Annotated in this window: 24 protein-coding genes; 9 read left to right on the top strand and 15 right to left on the bottom strand. The window is 59.7% G+C overall.

Annotation, left to right across the window (positions count from 1 at the left end; translation table 11 throughout):
• The first annotated feature begins 31 nt into the window (after window positions 1–31).
• Entirely contained in the window at window positions 32–409 is a 378-nt protein-coding gene (locus L53_RS03155; RefSeq protein WP_034811439.1) for a hypothetical protein, read from the top strand.
• 74 nt (window positions 410–483) lie between these two features.
• Here L53_RS03155 and L53_RS03150 read toward each other — a convergent pair whose 3' ends face one another.
• The 7 genes from L53_RS03150 to L53_RS03120 form a co-directional block, all read right to left on the bottom strand.
• The gene (locus L53_RS03150; protein ID WP_034812073.1) at window positions 484–2256 is read right to left on the bottom strand and encodes an ABC transporter ATP-binding protein; all 1773 of its coding nucleotides are present in this window, start codon (window positions 2254–2256) and stop codon (window positions 484–486) included.
• 4 nt (window positions 2257–2260) lie between these two features.
• Window positions 2261–3385, bottom strand: coding sequence for an inositol monophosphatase family protein (locus tag L53_RS03145; protein WP_233347514.1), 1125 nt, complete (start codon window positions 3383–3385; stop codon window positions 2261–2263).
• A complete protein-coding gene (locus L53_RS03140; RefSeq protein ID WP_034811437.1) occupies window positions 3372–4718 on the bottom strand; it encodes a TldD/PmbA family protein in 1347 nt (448 codons plus the stop codon). Before L53_RS03140 ends, L53_RS03145 begins: the two co-directional genes overlap by 14 nt.
• 44 nt (window positions 4719–4762) lie before the next feature.
• Complete coding sequence (locus tag L53_RS03135; RefSeq protein WP_034811435.1) at window positions 4763–5149, bottom strand: MAPEG family protein; 387 nt, start codon at window positions 5147–5149, stop codon at window positions 4763–4765.
• 83 nt (window positions 5150–5232) lie between these two features.
• Window positions 5233–5508: a hypothetical protein gene (locus L53_RS03130; protein ID WP_034811433.1), complete on the bottom strand. Its 276-nt coding sequence runs from the start codon at window positions 5506–5508 to the stop codon at window positions 5233–5235.
• A 120-nt stretch (window positions 5509–5628) separates the two neighbouring features.
• Entirely contained in the window at window positions 5629–5940 is a 312-nt protein-coding gene (locus L53_RS03125; RefSeq protein ID WP_034811431.1) for a hypothetical protein, read from the bottom strand.
• A 61-nt stretch (window positions 5941–6001) separates the two neighbouring features.
• Window positions 6002–6715: a beta-lactamase hydrolase domain-containing protein gene (locus L53_RS03120; RefSeq protein ID WP_051607503.1), complete on the bottom strand. Its 714-nt coding sequence runs from the start codon at window positions 6713–6715 to the stop codon at window positions 6002–6004.
• A gap of 154 nt (window positions 6716–6869) precedes the next feature.
• Here L53_RS03120 and L53_RS03115 point away from each other — a divergent pair, with 154 nt between their 5' ends.
• Genes L53_RS03115 through L53_RS03105 form a run of 3 tightly spaced genes read left to right on the top strand, consistent with a single transcriptional unit; the run spans window position 6870 to window position 8163 of the window.
• The gene (locus L53_RS03115) at window positions 6870–7244 is read left to right on the top strand and encodes a DUF6249 domain-containing protein (RefSeq protein ID WP_034811429.1); all 375 of its coding nucleotides are present in this window, start codon (window positions 6870–6872) and stop codon (window positions 7242–7244) included.
• 31 nt (window positions 7245–7275) lie between these two features.
• Entirely contained in the window at window positions 7276–7803 is a 528-nt protein-coding gene (locus L53_RS03110) for an RNA polymerase sigma factor (protein ID WP_034811427.1), read from the top strand.
• A gap of 12 nt (window positions 7804–7815) precedes the next feature.
• Window positions 7816–8163: a hypothetical protein gene (locus tag L53_RS03105; RefSeq protein ID WP_156947796.1), complete on the top strand. Its 348-nt coding sequence runs from the start codon at window positions 7816–7818 to the stop codon at window positions 8161–8163.
• Here L53_RS03105 and L53_RS03100 read toward each other — a convergent pair.
• Together L53_RS03100 and infA are read right to left on the bottom strand one after the other, a co-directional pair.
• On the bottom strand, window positions 8160–8744 hold the full coding sequence (locus L53_RS03100) for a nucleoside triphosphate pyrophosphatase (protein ID WP_034811423.1): 585 nt from the start codon (window positions 8742–8744) through the stop codon (window positions 8160–8162). The two genes, L53_RS03105 and L53_RS03100, sit on opposite strands and share 4 nt — an antisense overlap.
• Before the next feature lie 5 nt (window positions 8745–8749).
• The gene (gene infA, locus L53_RS03095) at window positions 8750–8968 is read right to left on the bottom strand and encodes a translation initiation factor IF-1 (RefSeq protein WP_011646371.1); all 219 of its coding nucleotides are present in this window, start codon (window positions 8966–8968) and stop codon (window positions 8750–8752) included.
• 236 nt (window positions 8969–9204) lie between these two features.
• Between infA and L53_RS03090 the strand changes: the two genes are divergently transcribed.
• The 5 genes from L53_RS03090 to L53_RS03070 all read left to right on the top strand — a co-directional run bounded on the left by L53_RS03090 (window position 9205) and on the right by L53_RS03070 (window position 15344).
• Complete coding sequence (locus L53_RS03090; protein WP_233347512.1) at window positions 9205–9525, top strand: helix-turn-helix transcriptional regulator; 321 nt, start codon at window positions 9205–9207, stop codon at window positions 9523–9525.
• A gap of 83 nt (window positions 9526–9608) precedes the next feature.
• Complete coding sequence (locus L53_RS03085) at window positions 9609–10667, top strand: helix-turn-helix transcriptional regulator (protein WP_034811421.1); 1059 nt, start codon at window positions 9609–9611, stop codon at window positions 10665–10667.
• Between the two features lie 122 nt (window positions 10668–10789).
• Window positions 10790–13072, top strand: a complete 2283-nt coding sequence (locus L53_RS03080; protein ID WP_034811419.1) for a TonB-dependent receptor — start codon at window positions 10790–10792, stop codon at window positions 13070–13072.
• A 104-nt stretch (window positions 13073–13176) separates the two neighbouring features.
• A complete protein-coding gene (locus tag L53_RS03075) occupies window positions 13177–14472 on the top strand; it encodes an MFS transporter (protein ID WP_034811417.1) in 1296 nt (431 codons plus the stop codon).
• A gap of 8 nt (window positions 14473–14480) precedes the next feature.
• Window positions 14481–15344 (top strand): alpha/beta fold hydrolase, encoded by an 864-nt coding sequence (locus L53_RS03070; protein ID WP_034811414.1) that lies wholly within the window; start codon window positions 14481–14483, stop codon window positions 15342–15344.
• 19 nt (window positions 15345–15363) lie between these two features.
• Here the strand turns inward: L53_RS03070 and mdoH are convergent, their stop codons facing one another.
• The 6 genes from mdoH to L53_RS03045 all read right to left on the bottom strand — a co-directional run bounded on the left by mdoH (window position 15364) and on the right by L53_RS03045 (window position 22899).
• Complete coding sequence (gene mdoH / locus L53_RS03065; protein ID WP_233347510.1) at window positions 15364–17514, bottom strand: glucans biosynthesis glucosyltransferase MdoH; 2151 nt, start codon at window positions 17512–17514, stop codon at window positions 15364–15366.
• A 38-nt stretch (window positions 17515–17552) separates the two neighbouring features.
• Entirely contained in the window at window positions 17553–19238 is a 1686-nt protein-coding gene (locus L53_RS03060) for a glucan biosynthesis protein (RefSeq protein WP_051607501.1), read from the bottom strand.
• Window positions 19239–19417: 179 nt separating this feature from the next.
• Window positions 19418–20311, bottom strand: a complete 894-nt coding sequence (gene mmsB / locus L53_RS03055) for a 3-hydroxyisobutyrate dehydrogenase (protein WP_034811412.1) — start codon at window positions 20309–20311, stop codon at window positions 19418–19420.
• Between the two features lie 59 nt (window positions 20312–20370).
• Window positions 20371–21147 carry an enoyl-CoA hydratase-related protein gene (locus tag L53_RS03050; protein ID WP_034812059.1) on the bottom strand — a complete coding sequence of 259 codons (777 nt, stop codon included), beginning with the start codon at window positions 21145–21147 and terminating at the stop codon, window positions 20371–20373.
• A complete protein-coding gene (locus L53_RS16940; protein WP_156947795.1) occupies window positions 21147–21398 on the bottom strand; it encodes a hypothetical protein in 252 nt (83 codons plus the stop codon). Before L53_RS16940 ends, L53_RS03050 begins: the two co-directional genes overlap by 1 nt.
• 4 nt (window positions 21399–21402) lie before the next feature.
• Window positions 21403–22899, bottom strand: coding sequence for a CoA-acylating methylmalonate-semialdehyde dehydrogenase (locus tag L53_RS03045; protein WP_034811403.1), 1497 nt, complete (start codon window positions 22897–22899; stop codon window positions 21403–21405).
• Between the last annotated feature and the right edge of the window lie 9 nt (window positions 22900–22908).

The following is a 22908-nucleotide window of genomic DNA, read 5'->3' as shown; positions in this document are numbered from 1 at the left end:
CCGCCCTCTGCTCGACGGCACACTCTGGGGCATGGACACCCTGCTCGCTCCACTGGCTTCGCCGCTGCCTTCCTGTCTGGAACCCCACCGGTTCTGGATCTGGTTGCAGATGGTCGCTTGGCGTCTCTATGTGCGCGCCGTGAAAGGCAAGGGCATCCCGTTCATGACGGTCATCGATCCGCAGGGAACCGTATACCTGAAATGGATCGGACATCCTCCGCACGAATTCCCGCAAGCTCCCGAAGACCCGCTGGCCTTCACACCGTCAAAAGCCTTCCGCATCGCGCTTGGCGATCTGCCGTCGGCCCATCCGGGTGAGAGACGGCCTTTGATACCGCGTGCCTCGGACTGCTCATCACACATCGCGCCGAGCGCGCACATGGCCACCCTGCCCGCACCGGACACCTGACTGCCCGCCTCTGCCTGAAAACATATTGATCTATTCCAGCGCCCTCACAGGCGTCGCAGGCGCAGGTAGACCGCCTAGCTCAGCTGCAGCTCGACCAGGCGCTTATAGGCACCACTGGACGCCATCAGGGCCTCGTGCGTGCCTTCCTCCACTGCGCGGCCGTCTTCCATCACAATGATGCGGTCGGCCGCGCGAACTGTAGAAAGGCGATGCGCAATGATCAGCGTGGTGCGGCCTTTGGAGAACTCCGCGAGGGCCGCCTGCACTTTGGCTTCACTCTCGGCGTCGAGGGCCGATGTCGCCTCGTCCAGCAACAGGATCGGCGCACCGCGCAGGATCGCCCGGGCCAGGGCTACGCGTTGGCGTTGGCCACCGGAAAGGTTGCGGCCCATCTCACCCGCCGGCGACTGGTAGCCGTCCGGCATCGACATGATGAATTCATGCGCATTGGCCGCCTTGGCCGCCGCCTCGATCTCTGCATTGGTCGCGCCAAGACGCCCGAGCGCAATATTGTTCTGGATCGTATCGTCGAACAGCGCCGAATCCTGCGCCACCAGCCCGATATTGGCCCGCAATGTATCGCCCACAACGCGGCGGACATTCTTGCCATCCACGCTTACCGCGCCGGACTCAGCATCATAGAGGCGCATCAGCAGGTTGAAGACGGTCGACTTGCCCGCGCCCGACGGTCCGACAATCGCCACCGTCTCGCCCGGCGCTGCGACAAAGGACAATCCGTTCAATGCCCGCGTGCCATCCGGATAGGCAAAGCTGACCCCATCAAACACCACATGTCCATTGACCCGGTTCAGGCGCTCGGCATCTGGCGCGTCCGCAATATGAGTCGTCGCATCGACAATCTCAAATACGCGGTCGGCTGCTGCGCCGCCTTCCTGTGCCACAGCATTCAGTGTGCCGAGCGCGCGCAGTTCCGGCGACACGATGCCCAGCGCGGCGATGAAGCCGAGCAGATCGCCAAGGGTCATCGCCCCCTGCGACATGCGCCAGGCCGCAAAGCCGAGAATCCCGGCCAGCGCCGCGCCGCCCGCCACTTCAAGGATCGGGTCAACTGCCGCCCGGTCCGTCAGGACTTTCAGGAACAGTTTGGAACGCTCGACAAAACCCTGCCGCGCGCGGGACTTCTGGTACGGCTCAAGCCCGTAAGCCTTCACCACCCGCGCCGACTGAAAGCCTTCTGACAGGAGCGACGTCACCTGCCCGACCTGCTTCTGGGCCTGTTTGGAGCGTCTGCGGATGCGGTTGCCGAGGCCAATGACCGGTCCGAACGCAATCGGATACGCGACCAGCAACAGCAGGGTCAGCTGCCAGTCGATGACCAGCATCACACCGAACATGCCGATCACGGTGATCGTGCTCTTGGTGAAATTATTGGCAAAGCGCAGCGCCGCATCGCGGATCGCGTTCACATCATTGATGAAGCGCGAAACGAAGTCACCGGACGCATCCGCCGCCACACGCGCATAATCACCATCGGTCAGGGAATCGAACTGGCTCGATTGCACCGACACCAGCCCGCGCTGCACACCCGTATTGTTGAACAGGGTCATCAGGTAGAGCGAGAGCGCCCGCGCGCAGGACAGGGCCACAATCGCGCCACCGATCCACCAGATCCAGTCAGGACCGGACACGGGCACCTGCGCCTCATCTCCAAAACTCGCCTGCAGCCGGTCGCCCAGCATCTTCAGCACCAGCGAATAGCCCATGGCGCTGAGCGAGGTCAGCAGGGCCATGAGCGTGCCGGCGGCGAACCAGCCGATATGCTGGCGGAAATAGGCTGCAAACAGGCGCCTCAGGCTCCCCTTCTGTTTGGGGGCCTTAGCTGTCACCACCTCAGACGTGATGATGGTCTCCCGTTTCCGGGTCCAGCAACTTGTGGGCATGCAGGATGAAATAGCGGACTTCTGCATTGTCCACTGTGCGGTGGGCCGCATTTTTCCAGGCGTCGTAGGCGTCCTTGTAATTCGGGAAGGCGCCGACAAAGTCGACCTTGGAAAGGTCTTCGAATTCCACTTCTGCCACATCCTTCAGCTCGCCGCCGAACACGATGTGAAGAAGCTGTTTGGTCTCGCGGGTAGTATCGCCCATTTTGGCTGGCTCCGTAGTCGCTGGAGGCGCCGTTTTCGGCACCCTTTCCTGTGGGTCAGGTATATCCACAAATTCTGACCTGCGCACTAACAGAGGATGCAGGGCGTTTCCAGAAGCAATGACGCTCCTTTGTGCAGGTACTGCCCGGTTGAATATGAGTTTTTCGCCGCGATGTGTCGTGGCAACACCACCCGCTTCCTCGATCAGGATAGTGCCCGCAGCCAGATCCCAGTCCGCCTTCTGCCCCAGAACGAGCGTTGCGTCCCATTTTCCGGCCGCCACGAAGGCCATCCGCAGCAGGGTGGAGTTGGGCTTCGGCCGGGCGACGGTCACGGGCGGCCACGGCTCCGGCCAAGCTGGATGCTCCAGCATTGTCTCGGCCGCAATCAGGCGGCACCCTGCCTCGGTGGCGCACTCGCTGACCCGGATGGCAGCACCGTTCAGGAACGCCCCCTGCCCGCGATGCGCTTCGTAGAACTCATCCAGTTCCGGCGCATACAGCACGCCGCCCACCGAGACGCCCTCTTCGACAATGGCAAGCCCGATGCACCAATGCGGATCACCGCGAATATAGGCGCGGGTGCCGTCAATCGGGTCCACCACCCAGCAGCGGTCCTTCTGGCGCGCATTGGGATCGTCGAGCGTCTCTTCGGACAGCCAGCCATATTCCGGACGGAAACGTGTCAGCCGATCCGAGCAGAGCTGATTCACGGCCATATCGGCTTCGGTCACCGGACTGCCGCCGCTCTTTTGCCAGGTCTCTGCCGTTTGGCCGCCAAGCATGAAGGACTGCGCCAATTTCCCGGCTTCCTGCGCGAGTTCACGCAGGATTTTCATGTCTTCAAACAGGGTGCGGTCAGCTGCCCGCAAGACTCATATCCTCGATGAGAATGCTCGGTGCGTCCCGCGTTCCCCGGAACTCAAGGTCCGAGGCCGGGATGAGGCGGGCAAACATGGAGGGCAGGTCGCCCGCGATGGTGACTTCGGACACTGGATAGGCAATCTCGCCATCCTCGAACCAGAAGCCCGATACGCCGACCGAATAGTCGCCATTGTTCGGATTGATGGACGGCCCGAACATGTCGGTTACCAAAAGGCCCTTGCCCGCCCCCTTGACCAGTTCGCCGGGAGTCTTGTCTCCGGCCTTCAGGTAGAGGTTCGACGTGGTCACGCCGGGAGGATCGCCAAAGCCGAGCGCGGAAAAGCCGTTCGGCTCCATGCCCAGCTGGCGCGCCGAAGAGGAATTCAGCAGCCAACTGGTCAGTCGGCCATTATCGATCAGGTGAGTTTCCTGCACCGGCAGGCCTTCACCATCATGACTGCGCGAACCCATGCCCATCGGGCGGAATGGATCGTCGATGATGTGGATACCATCCGCGAAGACCTGCTCGCCCATCCGGTCTTTCAGGAAGCTGACGCCGCGCGCGACTGACGGGCCGGAAATGGCCCCCAAGAATGCCCCTATGAGACCCGCAGAGACCCGCCGATCATACAGGACCGCGGCTTTCTGCGTGTTCAGCTTGCGTGAGCCAAGACGCGAGATCGTCCGCTCACCTGCCGTGATTCCGATCTCGGCAGCCGTCGGGCGATCTTTCTTGAAGCGGACCGACCAGCTGTCATAGTCTCGCTCCATATGGCCATCGCGCTCTGCCACGGCAGCAAGGCCAAGGCTGGTCGACGTGCCTGTCTTGAACGCGGAAAAGCCATTGCTGGCCGCAACCCAGCGCGAGGAACGGTTCCACGACGCGCCACACCCGGCGACCGTCTTGATGCCTTCAATGCCCAAGGCGGCTGCTTCGGCTGTCAACGCTTCGGATTCGAGGATGTCGGCGGAGATTTCCGGTTCGCCGGTCAAATCCATGTCGAGATCGCCCGTCGCCAGCTTGTCCGCATCCGGCAAGCCGCAATATTTGTCTTCGGGCACAGCGCGCGCCATCGCCACGCAGCGTTCTGCGAGCGCCTTCAGCCCTTCCGGCGACAAATCCGCGCCGGATACGTGCGCCTGTCGCTTGCCATACAGGCAGCGCAAAGCGACCGAGCGCCCCTCTTCACGTTCAATGCTCTCCAGCGCGCCGTCGCGGACGGAAACGCTTACGCCTTCGCTCTCGCCAATCCGGGCGTCGGCAGCGTCTGCACCTTCCTTTCGGCAATGGTCCAGTAGTCCGGCAAGCAATTCGGCCGGCGGTATCTTGAAATCAGCCATTCTGGCTAGATGGACGCTGCGCTCGCCTCGCGCAACTGCGCAAATCAGGCGAAGGCGTGGTACAGGATCGCCAGCGCCGTCAGCACCATTGCAATCCAGCTGAGCAGGATGCCTCCGGCCCGCATGGCCATGATTGTCCCGCCAAGCCCGATGACATGCATCAATCGCCCGAGCGTGAAGACGCCACCTGCAACATGGATGGCCCAGGCCGGCAGTCCCATCAGCGCCAAAATGACAAGGCCGACCAGCATGGACGGGATGTATTCCGTGGCATTGCCGTGCACACGCGTACGCAATTCCAGCATCTCATTGCCGCCGGTCCCGACCGAGACTTTGGCCGACTGCCGCACGGACACGACCCGGAACGCCAGATAGATCAAGAGCAGCATGTTCACGGCGACATATACGCCGGCCACTTCAAGTGATGTCATTGTGGATTCCTCCCCATTTGAAAAAGGCCACCGACGCGAATCGATGGCCTGTTCTTATTCAATCGTGATTCTGATTGAGTCGCTCAGTCGTCGCGACGCGCATCAGGCAAGCGGTCGTTTATGTCATCGCGAATATCCAGCAATGTCACGATCAGGCCGCAGACGAGGCTGGCCGCGATCCATCCGCCCACTGTGAACACCGCAAAGTCGGCCACTTGAGCAATCGTATCGGTCAGACCAAGCAACTCGCCCGTAAATTCACCTCGATTGTAAAGGCCAAGCGCGATGCCCCCAACGATGATCGCAATGTATGCGACATAGACCATCGTGCGGAAGCTATTGATAATAAAGAACTTCATGAGATCCCCTTCCTATATTCCAAACTAATTCTATGCAGATTGGTGCCACCCGTCGCCCAATTACACGCGAGAAGCGAACTTCCCATGACCGGGCGACGTCGATTTTGCGACAGGCCCAGATTATTCATCGTCTGCCACCGCCAGTTCGCACGAAATCATTGCGGTCAGCGAAGATGCAAATTCGAGCTGGTCAGCCATGGTCAGGGATTCCACGAAATCCTCGACATCGCGCTTCTCGCGGCCGATCGCAGCGGCTGTGCGCCGAAACAGGTCCGGACTCAGCTTTTCTTCCATGGCGCCCGTGATACACGCGCAGGTCTCCGGACCTTCACCATCGGCGATGCAGGCCTCGGTCAACATTTCACGGTCGGATTTCTGGCTGCAGGCGGCAAGCATGGCCAAGCAAAGGCCGGTCAGGATCAGGACGCGCATTCTGGCAGCTCCGGTATCTGTTCGGCTCAGCCAAGCACGAAATTAACTAACAGGAAAGCAACTATTCCCGTTGCAGGATCTTGTCGACCTGGATGCCTTTTCCGAACTCGCGCAGGAAACTTTCCTTCACTTCCATCCGGTCATAGTCGTCTGAAACCCAGTCGAGAAAAGGTTTCCAGTCTTCAGGCGCGCGCCCGGCATTGTAATCGGCATAGGCTTGGAAAAACGCGTCCAGCATGCCGGTCTTGCCATGTTTGACGTGAAGGTATTTCAGCGACAGCTGCTCCACCGCTTGCTCGAACGGAACCTTTTCCCGCAACAGCTTGTAGAGCACGGACATCAGCCCCGCCCGATCTGCGCCCGACTTGCAATGCATGAGAGCCGGGTATTCGATCGATTCGAACAAGTCTTTCGCTGCGAACAACGCCTCTTTCGTCGGTGTGTCGCGGGAGAAGACCTGGAAATCGACCAGCGTGATTCCCGCTTTTTCGCAGGCCTCCTTCTCCAGAAGGTAATAGCCCTTGGTGCTTTCCCCGCGCAGGTTCAGGATGGTGCGAATGCCGAGCGTCTCGGCATATTCAACCACCTTCTTGGGCGAGGGCTGGTTGGCGCGCCACATCTCCGGCGAAATCTGGTGCAGGTTCGAGAACGCTGCCCGCAGAAACCCGTGGTCTCCCCAGACCAGTTCCCGGCGCGCGCGGGCACGACCCTGCGTCGTCGACAGGTCCGGCGCTATATGCGGCTTGCGATTCTTTTTCGATCTCAGCTTTACCATTGCCCCGCGATTAGCGGTCGGGCCCGCCATCGGCAAGCACAGGCGACACAAAGAAAAAGTCGGGTGCGCTGCATCCAAACACGCCTCTGCCGGCATCTACCCTACAAAGGCGCCGAACACGACGCCCCGGAACAAGCCTGAAGGAGCTTTTGAAATGAGCGAAGATATTGTTGTCCCCGTAGTCTTTTTTGGTGCCATTGCCGGGATTGTCTGGTTGGTTAGTCACTACAATTTCAAGAAACGCCTGACCCTGCATGAAACTGTGCGGCATGCGGTCGACAAGGGCCAGGACCTGACCGGCGAGACGATGGAAAAACTCGCCCTGATCACCGATCCGGTCCGCGCCGATTTGCGCCGGGGCGTCCTGTTCCTTGCCGTCGGAGTGGCCTTCGGCTTTCTCGGTGTGATGGTTGGCATGGAAGAAGGTGAAGCCGTCAAACCCATGATCGGCGTCGCATCCTTCCCTGTCCTCATCGGTCTGGCCTATCTTGGTCTCTGGGCAGCGAGTCGTCGTGGGCAACAGGGTTGAGCTGAGGCTGGTTGCCAAGGGAGGGCGCGACATGCGCAGCGATCCGGACCTGGCCGCAAGCGCCGCACGAGGCCATGAGGCAGACTTTGCCGAACTCGTGCGCCGCCATCAGGCCCGCGTGCGCGGCATGGCGCGGCGCCTGACCGGCTCGGCCAGCGACGGGGATGACATCGCGCAAGCGACGTTCCTGAAGGCCTGGCAGAAGATCGGTTCCTATGCCGGCGGAACCTTCTCGGCCTGGATCTGCACAATCTGCTGGCGCGAATATCTGCAAGCCCGCCGAAAGCAGAAGATCGAGATAGAGTTTGACGAAACGGCAGAGATCATTCCGTTCGAGCGCACCCAGTCCGATCAGGTCGGTGACCAGATGGACCTCAATCGGGCGCTGAATACCTTATCAGAAGCCCAGCGGGTCTGTGTGGTGCTGTGCGTCGCCTCAGGCCTGTCCCATCGCGAAGCGGCCGAGGCCACCGGCTGGCCGCTTGGCACGATAAAATCCCATGTAACGCGCGGCGTGGCCGCGCTCCGCAAACACCTTGAAAGCAGCCATGTGGCGTGATGGAGTACGATGATGCGTGACCAGGAAACCTATTCAGACCTGACCGATCTCTTCACGGCGGAAGACCGCGCGCTGGATCCGGCCCCGTTCGTGAATGACGTGATGGGCGGCATTCGCCGAAAATCCCTCTTTCGCAAACTGGTGCTGGGCGCCGTCGGTATGGTGGGTGCTGGCGTGGCGGCCGTGCAGTTACCAGGCTTGCTGACAGGTTGGAGCGGGCTGGATACGCTGGTCACCCAGACTGTTACCGATGCCCAGCAGGATGCCAGCCTGCTCGCGACGGCCGATCCGATATGGCTCATGGTAGGCGGCGTGGTCACGCTGAGCCTTCTGGCCATAACGGCCTGGGAGAAAGCCTAGGCCTTCAAGCGCCAGCCCATGCCTTCCAGCAGGGCTTTTGTCTCGTATAGCGGCAGGCCGACAATCGCGGTGTAGCTGCCGCTGATATGGGTGATGAAGGCGCCGGCCATGCCTTGAATGCCATAGCCGCCCGCCTTGCCCTGCCATTCGCCGCTGGCAATATAGGCAGCGATTTCCTGATCTGTCAGGCGCTTCACCTTCACCCGAGCAAGCACGGTACGGCTGCTCACGCGGCCATCGGGGGCTTTCACGGCGATACCGGTAAGACATTGGTGTGCCCGGCCTGAAAGAAGCCGCAGGAAGGCCTCGGCCTCTTCCGCATCGGCAGCTTTTTCGAGGTTTCTCTGGCCCAGCGAAACCACGGTATCCGCGGCCAGCACAAACCCAGCCTCCGGACAGGCCATGGCCTTCTCCCGCGCCAGCCTTTCGGCCAGCGCACGCGGAGATTCGTCCTTGCGACGGGATTCGTCGATGTCAGTGGGGCAGATCGCGTCCGGCACAATCCCGATCTGGGCGAGCAGGTCTCGCCGCCGGGGACTCGCACTGGCGAGGATCAGGGGAACATGCCCTGAGGACGCCATATCTCTTATTTGAAGCGGTAGGTGATACGACCCTTGGTCAGGTCGTAAGGGGTCATCTCAACCATGACCTTGTCCCCGGTCAGCACGCGGATGCGGTTCTTGCGCATCTTGCCAGCCGTGTGGGCAATGATTTCGTGGTCGTTCTCGAGTTTAACGCGGAACGTCGCGTTCGGCAGCAGTTCCACGACTGTGCCTTCGAATTCAATCAGTTCTTCCTTCGACATGCAGTCTCCAATAAAGGGCGGTCCATTGCGCCGCCGAAACGCATATAGGGGGCGCATAAAGGTTTGCACGGATTCCGGCAAGATTTGAAGTTCAGCAAAATGCCCCGTCATGCGGGCATTTTCAGCGTATTCCCGCCCGTCTCTTGCAGACGCGACCCTGTTTCGCACCATCTTAATGCTTATATTCGCATATTAGCTGATACGCCGCCCGCAACAATAACTACGAGCACATCCTGATGAAAGCCCAGCACAAACCCCAGACGAAGGATGCCTTTGACCTCATGTCGGAGCGCATTCACGAGGCCTCAGAAGTGCTGAAGGCCATGTCGAGTGATACGCGGTTGAAGATCATGTGCGCGCTGAATGAGGGCGAGCACCCTGTTCATCAGCTGGCCGACATGACCGGCCAATCGCATTCCGCTGTATCCCAGCATCTGGCAAAGCTGCGCGCGGCCGGTCTGGTTGAAAGCCGCCGGGATGCGCAGACGATCTATTATCGTTGTGCGGGCGGGATCGGCCGGGCGCTGGTCGACACGCTGTGCGCCTATTACCGCTAGGCCTGTTGCAGCAACGCCATATTTGAAAACATCCTTTTGAATCAGGATACGTTTTCGATACAGATTCCTGCTATAAGACCCGCATGTCGCAGTCACTGACCCGGGCGAGTTTCGAACTCCACCAGATTGAACCGATCCTGTCATGGGCCGGAACGTCGGGTGTGGACGTTGACGGCCTGCTGGATCGACTGGGCATCGATCCGGGCAAACGCACAAGCCAACCCGGCACGCAGATTGATCTGGTCGACTATTATCGCATCCAACGCGAGATCGCCCGGTCCTTCGACGACCTGACTGCGCAACTTTCTGAACGAAAGCTGCTCTACCAGACCGGCACATTTGTCGTGACGCAGATCCAGGCGGCCTCGACCCTGCAAGACGCAATCCGGAGCCTCGCTTCGCATTTCAACATGATGCATGGCGGGCGCTACAACTATGTCCGCCAGACCGACTCGATGCTGGCGCTGGTGGTGGATGATTCGACTTTCCCCTATCGCTTTCGCGATGATCGTGCGTTGACGCATTTCGTCGGCGACGCCTTGCTGATCAAGACTCATGCCCTGCTCGACAGCCTGACCGGCGGCGCCGCAGGCCGGGCGCTCAAACGGGTGAGCCTGCTCAGGAACCGGAATGATGCCGGCAATGGCCAGCTGCAATTCTGGCAGGTGCCCATCGGCTACGGTCATGCAGCCTATGAGCTGATCTATGATATCGACATAGCCTGCGAGACCATTCCCGCCACCCCGGAAGTCGATCTGACCGCTGACGGGATTTTCGCGCGCGTCATCCGCCATCTTGAAGCCATCGCGCCTTCTTCCGACTCGCGAAGCTATTCAGTACGCACAGCCGACCTGATCTCGGATGGACACGAAACCCAGCAAGCTGTCGCCCGGCATCTGGACGTGAGCGTTGCAACCTTGCGCCGCCGCCTGAGCGAAGAGCACACAAGTTTCCGGGACATCCTCCAGGAAAGCCGCGCCGAACGGGCCGGCCTGATGCTGGCACAAGGCACAAGCGTCACCCAAGTTGCGGAATTTCTTGGCTATTCCGATGTGCGCGCCTTCAATCGGGCGTTCAAGAAGATGCGCGGTGTTTCGCCTGCCGTCTATGCCAGGTCCAGCATGGAAACTGCTCAAGCCTGACGCGCCTGAGCGAAAATGTTCACTTGTGTTGAGCCCTCAGGTCATCGCCCAAGCGCGCATGTTCTGGATAAATCCCGTCAAATACAAAGAATCCTCGGGAGGAAAAATTGGGAAATCACAAAATGAATACGCTGAGATTCGGTCTCGTGTCGGCGCTGGCGCTGACCGCGGGCCAGTACGCTGCGCATGCGCAGGATGCGGATGATGAGGCCCCGGAAGAGGCCCGCACGCTCGGCCGGGTGACGGTTACCGCCCAACGCCGCGAAGAAGACCTGATCGATGTACCGCTATCCGTTTCTGCGTTCAGCGCTGACCAGCTGGAAGCCACCGGCGCGGTCGATATCACTTCCATCCAACGCTCGACCCCGAACGCAACGATCGAAGTGGCACGCGGCTCCAACTCCACCCTGATCGCCTTCATTCGCGGCGTCGGCCAGCAGGACCCGCTCTGGGGCTTCGAGCCCGGCGTCGGTCTCTACGTTGATGATGTCTACATTGCACGCCCACAAGGCGCGATCCTGGACATATTCGACATTGAACGGATCGAAGTTCTGCGCGGACCGCAAGGTACGCTCTATGGCCGCAATACGATTGGCGGAGCGATTAAATACGTCACCGCCAAGATGGACGACGAGCCGGACCTGAAAGCCAAGGTCAATGTCGGCTCCTACAGCCAGCTCGACACGATCGTATCCGGTTCGGTACCGCTCAGCGACACATTCAAGGTCGGCGGTGCCATCGCCAACTACCAACGCGACGGTTACGGGGAGAACCTCTTCACCGGTGCAGATCATTACGACAAGGACGTCCTCGCCTACCGCGTGAGCGCCGAATGGGCACCAACCGACTCACTGTTCTTCCGTTTTGCCTATGACAAATCTGAAGACAACTCCAACGCCAAGCATGGTCACCGCCTGATCCCGAGCGGTGACGGCACCCTGCCGGTCACGGACAATGTCTATGACACCCGCGCCGGTATCGGCGATGACAACTCTGTCGAAACCGAGGGCTACTCCTTCACGGGCGAGTGGGACGTCAATAACGAGATCACGCTGAAATCGGTCACGGCCTATCGTGAAGGCGCAACGGTTACGCCGATCGACTTCGACGCCCTGCCCGGTCAGGATTTCGATGTCCCGGCTTACTATAGTGACGACCAGTTCAGCCAGGAATTCCAGATGCTGTACAATGGCGACCGCCTGTCTGGCGTCGCAGGCATCTACTATCTTGATGGCAGTGCCGACGGTGCGTTCGATCTGTTGCTCAGCGCGTTGGGCCTGACGGTCTACCAGGCCGGCAAGCAGGACAAGGAAAACTTCTCCGTCTACGGTGATTTCACCTATGACCTGACTGACCAGTGGAGCGTGTCCCTCGGTGGTCGCTTCACCAAGGATGAAACCACTGCAGACGTGACGCGTGAGCTTTGGCTCGGCATGGGCTCCGGCTCGTTCGACCCGACCAATACCAGCTCAATCTTCTTCGTCACCCAGACCGGCTATGAAGGCCTGAACCGGGAAGACGAGGAGTTCACTCCGCGCATTTCGGTTTCCTACAAGCCAACGGACGACCTGAACATCTACGCAACCTACGCTCAGGGCTTCAAGGCAGGCGGCTTTGACCCGCGGGCCCGTGCTGACCTCGATACGCTGGGACTTTCACAGGAAGGTTTCGGACCGGAGAAGGTCGACAGTTATGAAATCGGTATCAAAGGCAGCTTCTTCGATGATCGCCTTTTGCTGAACACAGCCGTCTTCTTTGCTGAATATACCGATCAGCAGATCACAGTTCAGAGTGGCGCCGATTCCGACAATGACGGCGTGAACGACACGTTTGTTTCCTCGGTCTTTAATGCGGGCTCATCGGAATACACCGGCCTCGAACTTGAGGGCAGCTGGTTCATCAATGATGAGTTCACCCTGATGGGGAACCTCGGCTATATCGATGCTGAAATTCAGGAAATCCTGTCCGCCGGCACCAATATCGCCGACCAGTTCGTGACGCAGAATACACCGGAACTGCAGGGCCAGCTCTCGCTGAATTATATGCGCGACTTCGGGCCTGAATTTGGTGCGATCTCGATCACAGGATCGGCTTCCTATCGCGACGCCTATTATCTCTTCAACGTGGAGAACCCAGGCTTCGCTCCGGGCACGAACGTGCTGTTCCCGAATGGGGGTCCGGCGCTGGATCCGGACTCCTATACGTTGCTGGACCTCAGCTTCGTCTGGACATCGCCGTCCGAGCGCCTGCGTTTCGGTATCCACGGCCGGAACCTCACGGACGAGGAATACCGCGTCGCGGCCTACAACTTCGTGACGCCGAGCCAGCTTGGCTTCGACAGTGCGTATTCGGCCTTCTACGGCCCACCGCGCACGCTTACCGCCTCAATCTCGGTCGACTTCTAGTCAACCGAGCGGGCCGGCGACCTTTACCTCCGTAGGTCGCCGGTCCGTCCCTCCCAAACCTTGCAGATACCGGTAACCGCTTCGGCGTAGCCTGAAGGACAGCCATGACCGATCTCGCGGCCCCACCCTCTTCGACGTCCCGTAATGCATCTCGCGCCTATGTGCTGGCATTGCTTACGCTGGTCTACACATTCAACCATATCGACCGGCAGGTCCTCGTGATCCTGCTGGAGCCGATCAAGGCCGACCTGAAACTGGACGACGCTCAACTCGGCTTGCTGACAGGCCTCGCTTTTGCGGCTTTCTACGCAACCCTTGGCATTCCGATGGCAATGTGGGCCGACCGGGGCAATCGCCGCACCATCATTTCTCTGTCACTGGCCGTCTGGTCGGGTATGACCGCCATCTCCGGCCTCGCACAGAATTTCTGGCACTTGCTGGTCGCCCGCATGGGTGTTGGCGTGGGCGAAGCGGGCGGTACTCCACCTGCCACATCCATCATTTCTGATCTCTACGCGCCCCACGAACGCGCCACCGCGCTCGGCATCTATACGACGGGGATTGGCTTCGGCATCCTTGGCGGCTTCGCGCTGGGCGGTTTGGTGTATGAAGCGTTTGGCTGGCGCGCGGCATTCTTTATCGCGGGTATACCGGGCCTGATCCTGGCCCTGCTGGTTCGCTTCACACTGAAAGAGCCGAAACGCGGTGCCATTGAACAGCGCGTCGATGATGGCGAAGCGCCATCGATTGGCGAAACCCTGAAATTCATTTCAGGTCAGACCTCATTCCTGCTGTTGCTGTTAGGCTGTTGCCTCATTTGTGTCTCGGCGAACGCCTTCCTTGTCTTCACGTCCAGCCACCTCCAGCGCACATTCGATGTCGGCCCCGGGGATGTCTCCATCCCACTCGGCCTGTTGATTGGTGGCGTCGGCGGGGTCGGTGCAGTCGTCGTCGGCAAGATCTGTGACCGCATGTCTTCGAAGAATCTGGCCTGGCGCCCGTGGACAATTGCAGCCTGTGGCGCACTTGCCCTGCCATTCGCATGGATGTTCCTTCAGGCAGACAGCATCGGCCTTGCCTATGCGTGGAACGTGGTGCCCAGCTTTGTCGGCCTGATCTATGCCAGCGTTGCCTATACGGCCTCTCAGGAATTGGTGGGTTTGCGCATGCGCTCCTTCGCATCTGCCTTCATGCTGCTCTGCCTGACCCTGATTGGCATTGGCGGCGGCCCGACCTTTGCTGGTTGGCTCAGTGTTCAGTTCTCTGATGCGGGTTCGACAACCCCGCTGAAATCGGCGCTGGAGATCATCCTCCTGCTGAACGCTGCGAGCATCCTCTTCCTCGTCCTGTCGGGACGCTATTATGCCCGCGACGCTGCCCGCGCGGCCAAGCTGGTCTGAGCCCCGCCATGGAAAAACGGGATATCTACTACACTGCGCATGACGGACTGAAACTCTACGCCGCCGAGTATGGCCCACATGACAGCAACCTCACTGTGCTGTGCATGCACGGCCTGACCCGAAACCATAAGGATTTCGAGCCCATGATACGCGGCTTGGAATTACCCGCCCGGTACATCTCGGTCGATGTGCGCGGGCGCGGCCGGTCGGATCGCGACCCGAGTGGCGAGACCTATGCGCCACCAGTTTATGTACAAGACATGGCTGCGCTGATTGCGCACCTGAAACTGGACAATCTGATTCTGATCGGCACATCGATGGGAGGGCTGATGGCCATGCTGATGGCCAAGGCTTTCCCGGATAAAATCAAGAGCATCGTGATCAATGATGTCGGACCCGAAGTAAATCCCGCGGGCCTCAAACGCATAGCCGGCTATGCTGGCGGGAATGAAACATTCGACAATCTGGACGATGCCGCTACAGCAATTGGCCGAACACAGGCGAGCGTCTACCCGGACTATAACGCAGACGACTGGCTCGAATTTGCCAAGCGAACTTGCACGGTACGCGATGATGGGAAGATCATATTCGACTATGATCCGGTAATTGTGCGGGGCATGGGCAGTACGAAGCCGAGCTGGCGCGTCAACTTCGCGATGTGGCGTATCTACTCGGCGCTCAAGGCCATCCCGCTACTGATTGTTCGCGGTGAAACCTCGGATATCCTCACAGAAAAAACCGCGAACCGCATGCTGAAGCGGCATAAGGGCAGCCGATTGCTGACTGTGCCGGGGCGAGGCCATACGCCGTTCCTCAATGAGCCGGAGTCGCTACATGCGATCAGGAAGTTCATCTCAACAACGCTTAAGTGACACTTCCAAAATAGAGAAGTCAGGTGCCACTTCGCTGTCCTCCGCTGGAGGTTGTCGTACGCCCGCCTGCTCGCTCGCTGGACATCAGTCTTTCATAAGCAGAGACATCCCCGGCGACCCGCCCGGCAACGGCGAACCTGAAACTGATGCTTTCAAGATCCTGTGAGGAATTCAGGATAGCCATCAATTCAGCTTTGGATATGGCCTTGATATATTCTTCAAGCGTGAGCACGCGTGTTACACGCGCACGAGCGAGCGCCAGTGGTTCGTGAACCTCGTGTCGCTGCAAGGGCCAATATGGATCAATCAGCGGTCGCCGCTTCCGCTGGCTGACGCGATCACGCAATAGGGAAACCATGTCGGTCTTGGGCAGCGCTGAAAAAGCGCGTACTTCCGCCCAGGACAGGCCGACGCTGTCCGGCAGACGGACCTCGACAGGGCTGACCAGCAAACCTGCCTGACGTGCCCTCTGCCCCGCCGACTCTTTCGCGGTCCAATAGGATAATGGAGCCGCAAGGACCATGCCGACCGTTGCCGGAGCCAGCCATGCCGCATAGACGGGTGAGATTGCGGTAGCCGCCATCATCAGCGCCGCACCCAGCAGCGTGGCTGGAATATTATGGCGCAGCGTCGCAAGGAAGCTGTACCCGCCCTGCGCGCGTTCCTGCGGCGACCATCCGCTATCCTTGCCCCGGAAGACATTGATAACTGCGCCCGTTTGCGTCGCCATGAGAATCGGGGCGATCAGGACCGACAATGCCGTCTCCGTCAGAGCGCCAAGAATCGTCTTGCCGGCGCCCACGCTCCGACGCCACTCGCGCGACACCAGTCCGTAGACCAACCCATACATCTTGGGGGCGAACAACAGTCCCATCGTGACGAAGAAGAGGGTCAGCGCACGCTCAGAGTCGATCACCGGCCAGGTTGGGAAGAGCGATGCCTCATCCCCAAAATACGCGGGTTGCATGAAGCTGTTCTGGAGCGACAACAGCATACCAAGTGTGATGAAGATCAGCCAGAGCGGTGAGGCAAGGTAGGAAAAGATGCCCGTGATGAGGTGGAAGCGATTGGTCCAGCTGAGCCCGCCTGTTTTCAAGAGAACCGCCATGTGCTGCATATTGCCTTGGCACCAGCGTCGGTCGCGCTTGACCAGTTCAACAATAGTGGGCGGCCCCTGCTCATAGGATCCGCCGATTTCGGGGCGAATTTCCACATTCCAGCCAGCGCGGCGCAAGAACGCAGCCTCAACGAAGTCATGGCTCAGGATCGAGCCGCCAAAAGGCGCTTTACCTGGCATTTCCGGCAGTCCAGCAGCCTCGGCCAGAGCTGAAATTCTGATGATGGCGTTGTGTCCCCAGAAATTTCCTTCATTCTGCGCCCACCAGGCCATCCCACCCCCCAGGATCGGGCCGTAAAGCGCAGACGCAAATTGCTGACAACGTGCCAGCAGGGTGCGCCCACCGACAAGCTGAGGAATGGTCTGGATCAGCGCAGTATGAGGCGCGCGCTCCATCTCCTCCACGAGATGCACAATCGTGTCGCGCTCCATATAGCTGTCAGCGTCGAAAACAATCATATGGTCGTAGCGCCCACCCCACCGCATGACGAAATCGCGAATGTTACCGGATTTGCGATGGTGATTGATTGTGCGCCGACGATAGCGAACAGAAACATTGCCCCTGACCGTCTTCAACAATTCTGCATACGCCACCTCTTCGGCAAGCGCGATTTCGGGATCAGTCGTGTCGCTCAGGATGAAACACTCATAGAAACCCGGCGCATCTTCGAGCATCCGCGCCGTAGCGGACACAGTTGCGAAGACATCTTCAACCGCCTCATTGTAGATTGGAAACGTAAGGACGGTGCGCACGTTTCGGATACAGACGGGGTCGGCCGAGCGCGCCGCATGCCTTGGCGCCACGGCGCAGGCAAAGCCAATGGTTGCGTTCACGAAGGCAAAGCAAATCCAGCTGATATTGATTGCGAACACAAACAGCAGAACCCATTCCAGCAATGTCATTCCCGACACGGCCAGAACCTCGTACATCTCCCGCGTTGTCCAAAGGGTCAGAAGAACTGAAGCCCCCAGCACGAACAGCTTCCGCCAGACATGAGACGTTGTGCCAGCCCGCACACTGGCAATCCGTGACTGCAAGGGTTGATTGGGCATGGTAAGCGGAAACTCCGTCGGGCGCGGGCGAAGGTCCCTCATTTTGTGCTCCACCGATAAAGCCATGTCTCCGTCAGCGGGCGACCACCCCGCACCACAACCGCACGCAATTCCGCCATGTCCGCGCCTTCGGGATCGAGCTCGAAACTCATCCGGTAATTGTCACTGGAAGGATGGCGACGCATCACCGGATTGAGGATTTTTCCCGCTGATGTGCTGATCTCCAGTTCGGCATTCTCGAAGAATCCTTCCGGGACATCCTCGTAGTCGAGCACGAACATGCGCGCCTTGCCGCCTGGCTTACGGCCAGCACGCGTGTCCGACACGGACATGACTTCGGCCAGGGCACCCGGCCTGTGTCCCCAGTTCATCGTATAGGAAATCGTATGTGTGCCACCGGGTCGCCAACCGGATGCCGGGCGCCAGAATACGGCGATATTGTCATTGTACTCGTTCACCGTAGGAATCTCGACGAGCATCAACTGACCTTCGCCCCAGTCTCCATGTGGCTCCACCCAGACGTCCGGACGCTGATGATATGCGGCCTCAACATCCGAATAGTCATCAAATTTCCGATGCCGCTGCAGCAGGCCAAAGCCCATCGGCTGTGTTCCTGCCAGCACCGATACTTCCAGATCGGCGGGGTTCTGGAGAGGACGCCAAACCCATTCGCCGTTCGACATCTGGATCGCCAACCCCTCGGAGTCGTGCACGGCTGGGCGAAAATCATCGCCCTGCTTGATCACGTCATGTGGCGAAAAATAATACATGGAGGTCAGTGGTGACAGGCCGACACCATCGATTTCCTTTCGGGGGAAAAAAGTCGCCTCCACTTCGACTTGGGTGCGCGGACCCGCCGAAACCTCAAAGGCAAACGCGCCCGTTACGCTCGGGCTGTTCATGAGCGCATAAATGCTGACGCCCTGAGACGCAGGGTCTGGACGGACAACCCAGAACTCGCGAAACGCAGGAAATTCCTCCCCATCCGCAGATGCGGTTCCAATACCCAGCCCCCGCGCCGATGCGCCGTACACGCTGCCCGCTCCCAGTGCCCGGAAGAAACTAGCGCCCTTGAAGCTGAGCACTTCATCGAACTTCCCGGCCTTGTTGATGGGCGCCAGCAATCGCAAACCTGCGAAGCCGAGTGTTTCCCGCGTCTCCTCGGAAAGGGGCAAATCCTTGAAATCAAATGCGTCGGCAGAGTAATTATGGGGCGTGACTGTATCCCCGTCGATAATGTTAATGCGGACCTCTTGATCAAACAGGTAGCCACGAGGATCGAACGAGACACGCGATCCTGTCGCAGGGTCGGACCACCCCATGTCGCCAGCAACCGGAAGGATGCGTCGGTACTGATCATAGTTCAAACGCTTCGCATCATCCGGAAGGGGTCGAGATGGCTCATATGGCTCTGCGGCCAGCCGCCGGGCCTTCTGACGTATCTCAGGCAAGCCGAATGCGGCCTCGGTATTGGCATCCGCCATATCTTCGGGCTGAGGCCGCACCGGCACAGATGCCGGCTCGGGCTGGACACGTTCCAAGTTGTAGATAGATGAAGGTGCTGGCTGGCTCTTGGCTGGCGGCACCTGCTCGGATGGCTCTGATTCTGACGGGAGGATCGGCGCCTCATCTATTGCCACCGGAGCTGATGCATCATCGTCGGGAGAACACGCAGCGAGAATCATCGCGAGTGTGAACACACGAATATATTTCGGCCGAAACAAAAATTGCCTGCTCAAGTCTCACCTATTCGCCAGCTCGCGCCCCCATGATTCCCATCATGAATGCTGCAGCGCAATACATTCCGAGACGAATGAATGAGCGAGCCTGCGAATGGTTGCAAAATGGGCCGCCCGGTCCGGGATTGGTCGGATCGTGGGCGGCCCAACTTAGCTACTTGAGTCTAGTCTAGTCGTTGCTGGAGATCCTTCATGACACCTGAAAAATCGAGCCCGCCATGCCCTCTAGTGTCCAGATCCTGATAGATTTTTTCCGCCATTTCACCCAGCGTCACCTCTGCCCCCGCAGCTCTTGCTGCAGCCGCCGCCAGATGAAGATCTTTTAACATCATCGTGACCGCAAAACCGGGCTGATAGTCCCGGTTTGATGGGGCGGTAGGCACCGGTCCCGGCGCCGGGCAATAGCTCGTCATGCTCCAGCACTGGCCGGAGGCTGTGGAGGAGATATCGAAGAAGGTCTGCGCGTCGAGACCCAGCTTTTCCGCGAGATTGAACGCTTCGCATGTGCCGATCATGGAGATGCCGAGCAGCATATTGTTGGCGATCTTGGCCGCCTGGCCGTTCCCGCTGCCGCCCGCATGGAAGATGTTCTTGCCCATTGCGTCGAGGATCGGCTTGGCCTTGGCATAGGCTTCATCGGGGCCGCCCACCATGAAGGTCAGCGTACCGGCATCTGCCGCAGCCGTCCCGCCGGACACGGGTGCATCCGCCATCAGGAAGCCTGCCGCTTCGGCCTTGGACGCCGCTTCGCGGGCATGCTCAACAGCGATGGTGGAGCAATCGAGGAACAGCGTGCCCGTGGCCGCATGAGACGCCACGCCATCCTCGCCGAAATAAACCGCCAGGACATGCTTGCCAGCGGGCAGCATGGTGACCACGATTTCGGAGTCCTTCACCGCATCCGCGATTGTGGCCACAGCAATTGCCCCATGGCCTTTGGCGGCCTTCACCGCCTCGGCATTGAGGTCGAAGGCACGGACCTCATGGCCCGCCCTGCAGAGATTGGCACACATGCCCGAGCCCATGTTTCCGAGCCCGATAAATGCGATCTTTGTCATGCGATACTCCCTTGTCCCCGCGCTCTTGCGGCGCGGTGTTTATGCACTCCGGTGCAGGCTTATTTGTCCTTGAAGTCCGGCGCGCGCTTCTCTGTGAAGGCGGCCATGCCTTCCTTCTGGTCTGCGGTTCCAAACAGGCCCTGGAACAGGCGGCGTTCGAACTTTACGCCTTCAGCGGTGGAGACTTCCAGCGCGCGGCCGACCATTTCCTTGGCCGCCATGATGGACGGGATGGAGAAGCCCGCGATCTCCTTCGCCGCGCCCATGGCCGTATCCATCAACGCGTCATGCTCGACTACGCGAGAGACGAGGCCGATCCGGTCAGCCTCAGCGGCGTCGATCATGCGGCCGGTGAGCACCATGTCCATGGCTTTGGCTTTGCCGACGGCCTTGGTCAGGCGGATGGAACCGCCCATGCCGGGCGTGACGCCCAGCTTGATTTCCGGCTGGCCGAACTTCGCCTTGTCCGAGGCAATGATCATGTCGCACATCATCGCCAGCTCACAGCCGCCGCCGAGCGCGAAACCATTCACCGCCGCAATCACCGGCTTGCGGCATGCTGCGAAACGATCCCAGAGGCCGAAGAAGTCCTCGACATACATGTCGGAAAAACTTTGCGGCAGCATTTCCTTGATGTCGGCACCGGCAGCAAAGGCGCGGCCCTCGCCGGTCAGCACGCTGACGGCAATGTCCTTGTCGCGGTCAATGCGCGCAAAGACGTCGGCAACTTCTGCCATGACCTGTTGGTTCAGCGCATTGAGGCTGTCGGGCCGGTTGATCGTGACCAGCGCAATGCGGTTGGAATGTTCAAAAGTGATCGTGTCGTAAGTGCTCATCATTCAATCCAATCAGAAGCAGTGGGTTTCAGCTCGCATTCCATTCGGTGCGCTATCTGTTCAGGTGTTGGCGTATCGGCATACTCGCCCCGCAGGAAATGGGTACAAACACATTCTTCGGAAGCTTTCAGCCATAGCCCGCCGCCCCTTGCACAGCTATCGCGCTCCATCCATCCCAGCACAAACACGGCAAAGCCAGCGACTGCAGCGATGATACCTAATCGGAAAACTAGCGAGGCGGCTTTCTTCAAATCTCTATCCCATCGTCGGAATGATAAAGGCCTGATCGCCAATGTCGCCTTCGGGCCAGCGCTGGGTGACGGTCTTGATCTTTGTCCAGAAACGCACGCCTTCCGGGCCATGCTGGTTGGTATCGCCAAAGGCCGACCGCTTCCAGCCCCCAAACGTGTGATACGAGACCGGCACCGGGATCGGCACGTTCACACCTACCATGCCGACATTGACCTGCGCGGCAAACTCGCGCGCGGCGCGGCCATTCGAGGTAAAGATCGCAACACCGTTTCCGTATTGGTGATTGCTCGGCAGCGCGGCGGCCTCTTCCAGCGTCTCGGCGCGCACAACCTGCAACACCGGACCAAAAATCTCTTCCTTGTAGGATTGCATCGTAGGCTTCACATTGTCGAACAGGTTCGGGCCAATAAAATATCCGTTCTCATTGCCCTGCAACTGCAGGCCGCGACCGTCGAGCACAAGGTCTGCGCCCTCATCGACACCCATCTGGATGTAGCTTTCGACCTTGGCCTTTTGAGCGGCCGAAACGACCGGGCCATAATGCGCATCCGTATCGGTCGAGATGCCGACTTTCAGGTTGCGCGCGGCGTCCACCATGCGCTCCACGAACTCGTCGCCGGTCTTCTTGCCGACGGTGACGGCCACCGGCAGCGCCATGCAGCGTTCGCCCGCCGAGCCGTAGGCCGCGCCGACAATGTCCTTTACCGCCTGCTCCATGTTGCAGTCGGGCATGATGATGCCGTGGTTCTTTGCCCCGCCCATGGCCTGCACGCGTTTGCCGTGTGCTGTGCCAGTGGAATAGACATATTGTGCGATATCGGATGACCCGACAAAGCTGACGGCCTTGATGTCCGGGTGGGTGAGGATGGCGTCAACCGCCACCTTGTCTCCATTGACCACATTGAGCACGCCTTCCGGGGCGCCGGCCTCCAGAAACAGCTCGCCGAGGCGCATGGGCACGGAGGGGTCCTTCTCGGACGGCTTGAGGATGAAGGTGTTGCCACAGGCAATCGCCACGGCGGCCATCCAGCACGGGATCATGGCAGGGAAATTGAACGGCGTGATACCGGCCACCACGCCCAGAGGCTGGCGCATCGAGTAGACATCGATACCGGGGCCCGCGCCCTCGGTATACTCGCCCTTCTGCAAATGCGGGATGCCGCAGGCAAACTCGACAACATCAATGCCGCGCTGCACGTCACCGCGCGAATCCGCGACCACTTTGCCATGCTCGGCCGACAACAACTCGGCCAGCTCATCAATATTGGCTTCCAGCAGGCGCTTGAATTCGAACATGACCCGCGCGCGGCGCTGGGGGTTCATCATGGACCAGGCCGGGAACGCCTCGGACGCATTCATGATGGCCTGTGAAACTTCATTACTGGTCGCCAGCGCAACGCGAGCCTGAACCTCACCCGTATTGGGATTGTAGATGTCGCCGAACCGGCCCGACGTGCCGGTGACAGACTTTCCGCCGATGAAGTGGTGCACTTCGCGCATAACAAACTC

It is taken from the genome of Hyphomonas sp. L-53-1-40, from assembly GCF_000682775.1.
GTDB lineage: Bacteria > Pseudomonadota > Alphaproteobacteria > Caulobacterales > Hyphomonadaceae > Hyphomonas.
The sequence above is the reverse complement of the archived record's forward strand: the minus strand, read 5'-3'. Positions and strand labels throughout refer to the sequence as shown.

Bases quoted from the DNA above. Each gene is read 5' to 3' on its own strand.
- L53_RS03155 (WP_034811439.1), top strand. From the start codon at position 32: ATGGACACCCTGCTCGCTCCACTGGCTTCGCCGCTGCCTTCCTGTCTG.
- L53_RS03140 (WP_034811437.1), bottom strand. From the start codon at position 4,718: ATGGCTGATTTCAAGATACCGCCGGCCGAATTGCTTGCCGGACTACTG.
- L53_RS03135 (WP_034811435.1), bottom strand. From the start codon at position 5,149: ATGACATCACTTGAAGTGGCCGGCGTATATGTCGCCGTGAACATGCTG.
- L53_RS03130 (WP_034811433.1), bottom strand. From the start codon at position 5,508: ATGAAGTTCTTTATTATCAATAGCTTCCGCACGATGGTCTATGTCGCA.
- L53_RS03125 (WP_034811431.1), bottom strand. From the start codon at position 5,940: ATGCGCGTCCTGATCCTGACCGGCCTTTGCTTGGCCATGCTTGCCGCC.
- L53_RS03120 (WP_051607503.1), bottom strand. From the start codon at position 6,715: ATGGTAAAGCTGAGATCGAAAAAGAATCGCAAGCCGCATATAGCGCCG.
- L53_RS03115 (WP_034811429.1), top strand. From the start codon at position 6,870: ATGAGCGAAGATATTGTTGTCCCCGTAGTCTTTTTTGGTGCCATTGCC.
- L53_RS03110 (WP_034811427.1), top strand. From the start codon at position 7,276: ATGCGCAGCGATCCGGACCTGGCCGCAAGCGCCGCACGAGGCCATGAG.
- L53_RS03105 (WP_156947796.1), top strand. From the start codon at position 7,816: ATGCGTGACCAGGAAACCTATTCAGACCTGACCGATCTCTTCACGGCG.
- L53_RS03100 (WP_034811423.1), bottom strand. From the start codon at position 8,744: ATGGCGTCCTCAGGGCATGTTCCCCTGATCCTCGCCAGTGCGAGTCCC.
- infA (WP_011646371.1), bottom strand. From the start codon at position 8,968: ATGTCGAAGGAAGAACTGATTGAATTCGAAGGCACAGTCGTGGAACTG.
- L53_RS03090 (WP_233347512.1), top strand. From the start codon at position 9,205: ATGAAAGCCCAGCACAAACCCCAGACGAAGGATGCCTTTGACCTCATG.
- L53_RS03085 (WP_034811421.1), top strand. From the start codon at position 9,609: ATGTCGCAGTCACTGACCCGGGCGAGTTTCGAACTCCACCAGATTGAA.
- L53_RS03080 (WP_034811419.1), top strand. From the start codon at position 10,790: ATGAATACGCTGAGATTCGGTCTCGTGTCGGCGCTGGCGCTGACCGCG.
- L53_RS03075 (WP_034811417.1), top strand. From the start codon at position 13,177: ATGACCGATCTCGCGGCCCCACCCTCTTCGACGTCCCGTAATGCATCT.
- L53_RS03070 (WP_034811414.1), top strand. From the start codon at position 14,481: ATGGAAAAACGGGATATCTACTACACTGCGCATGACGGACTGAAACTC.
- mdoH (WP_233347510.1), bottom strand. From the start codon at position 17,514: ATGCCCAATCAACCCTTGCAGTCACGGATTGCCAGTGTGCGGGCTGGC.
- mmsB (WP_034811412.1), bottom strand. From the start codon at position 20,311: ATGACAAAGATCGCATTTATCGGGCTCGGAAACATGGGCTCGGGCATG.
- L53_RS03050 (WP_034812059.1), bottom strand. From the start codon at position 21,147: ATGAGCACTTACGACACGATCACTTTTGAACATTCCAACCGCATTGCG.
- L53_RS03045 (WP_034811403.1), bottom strand. From the start codon at position 22,899: ATGCGCGAAGTGCACCACTTCATCGGCGGAAAGTCTGTCACCGGCACG.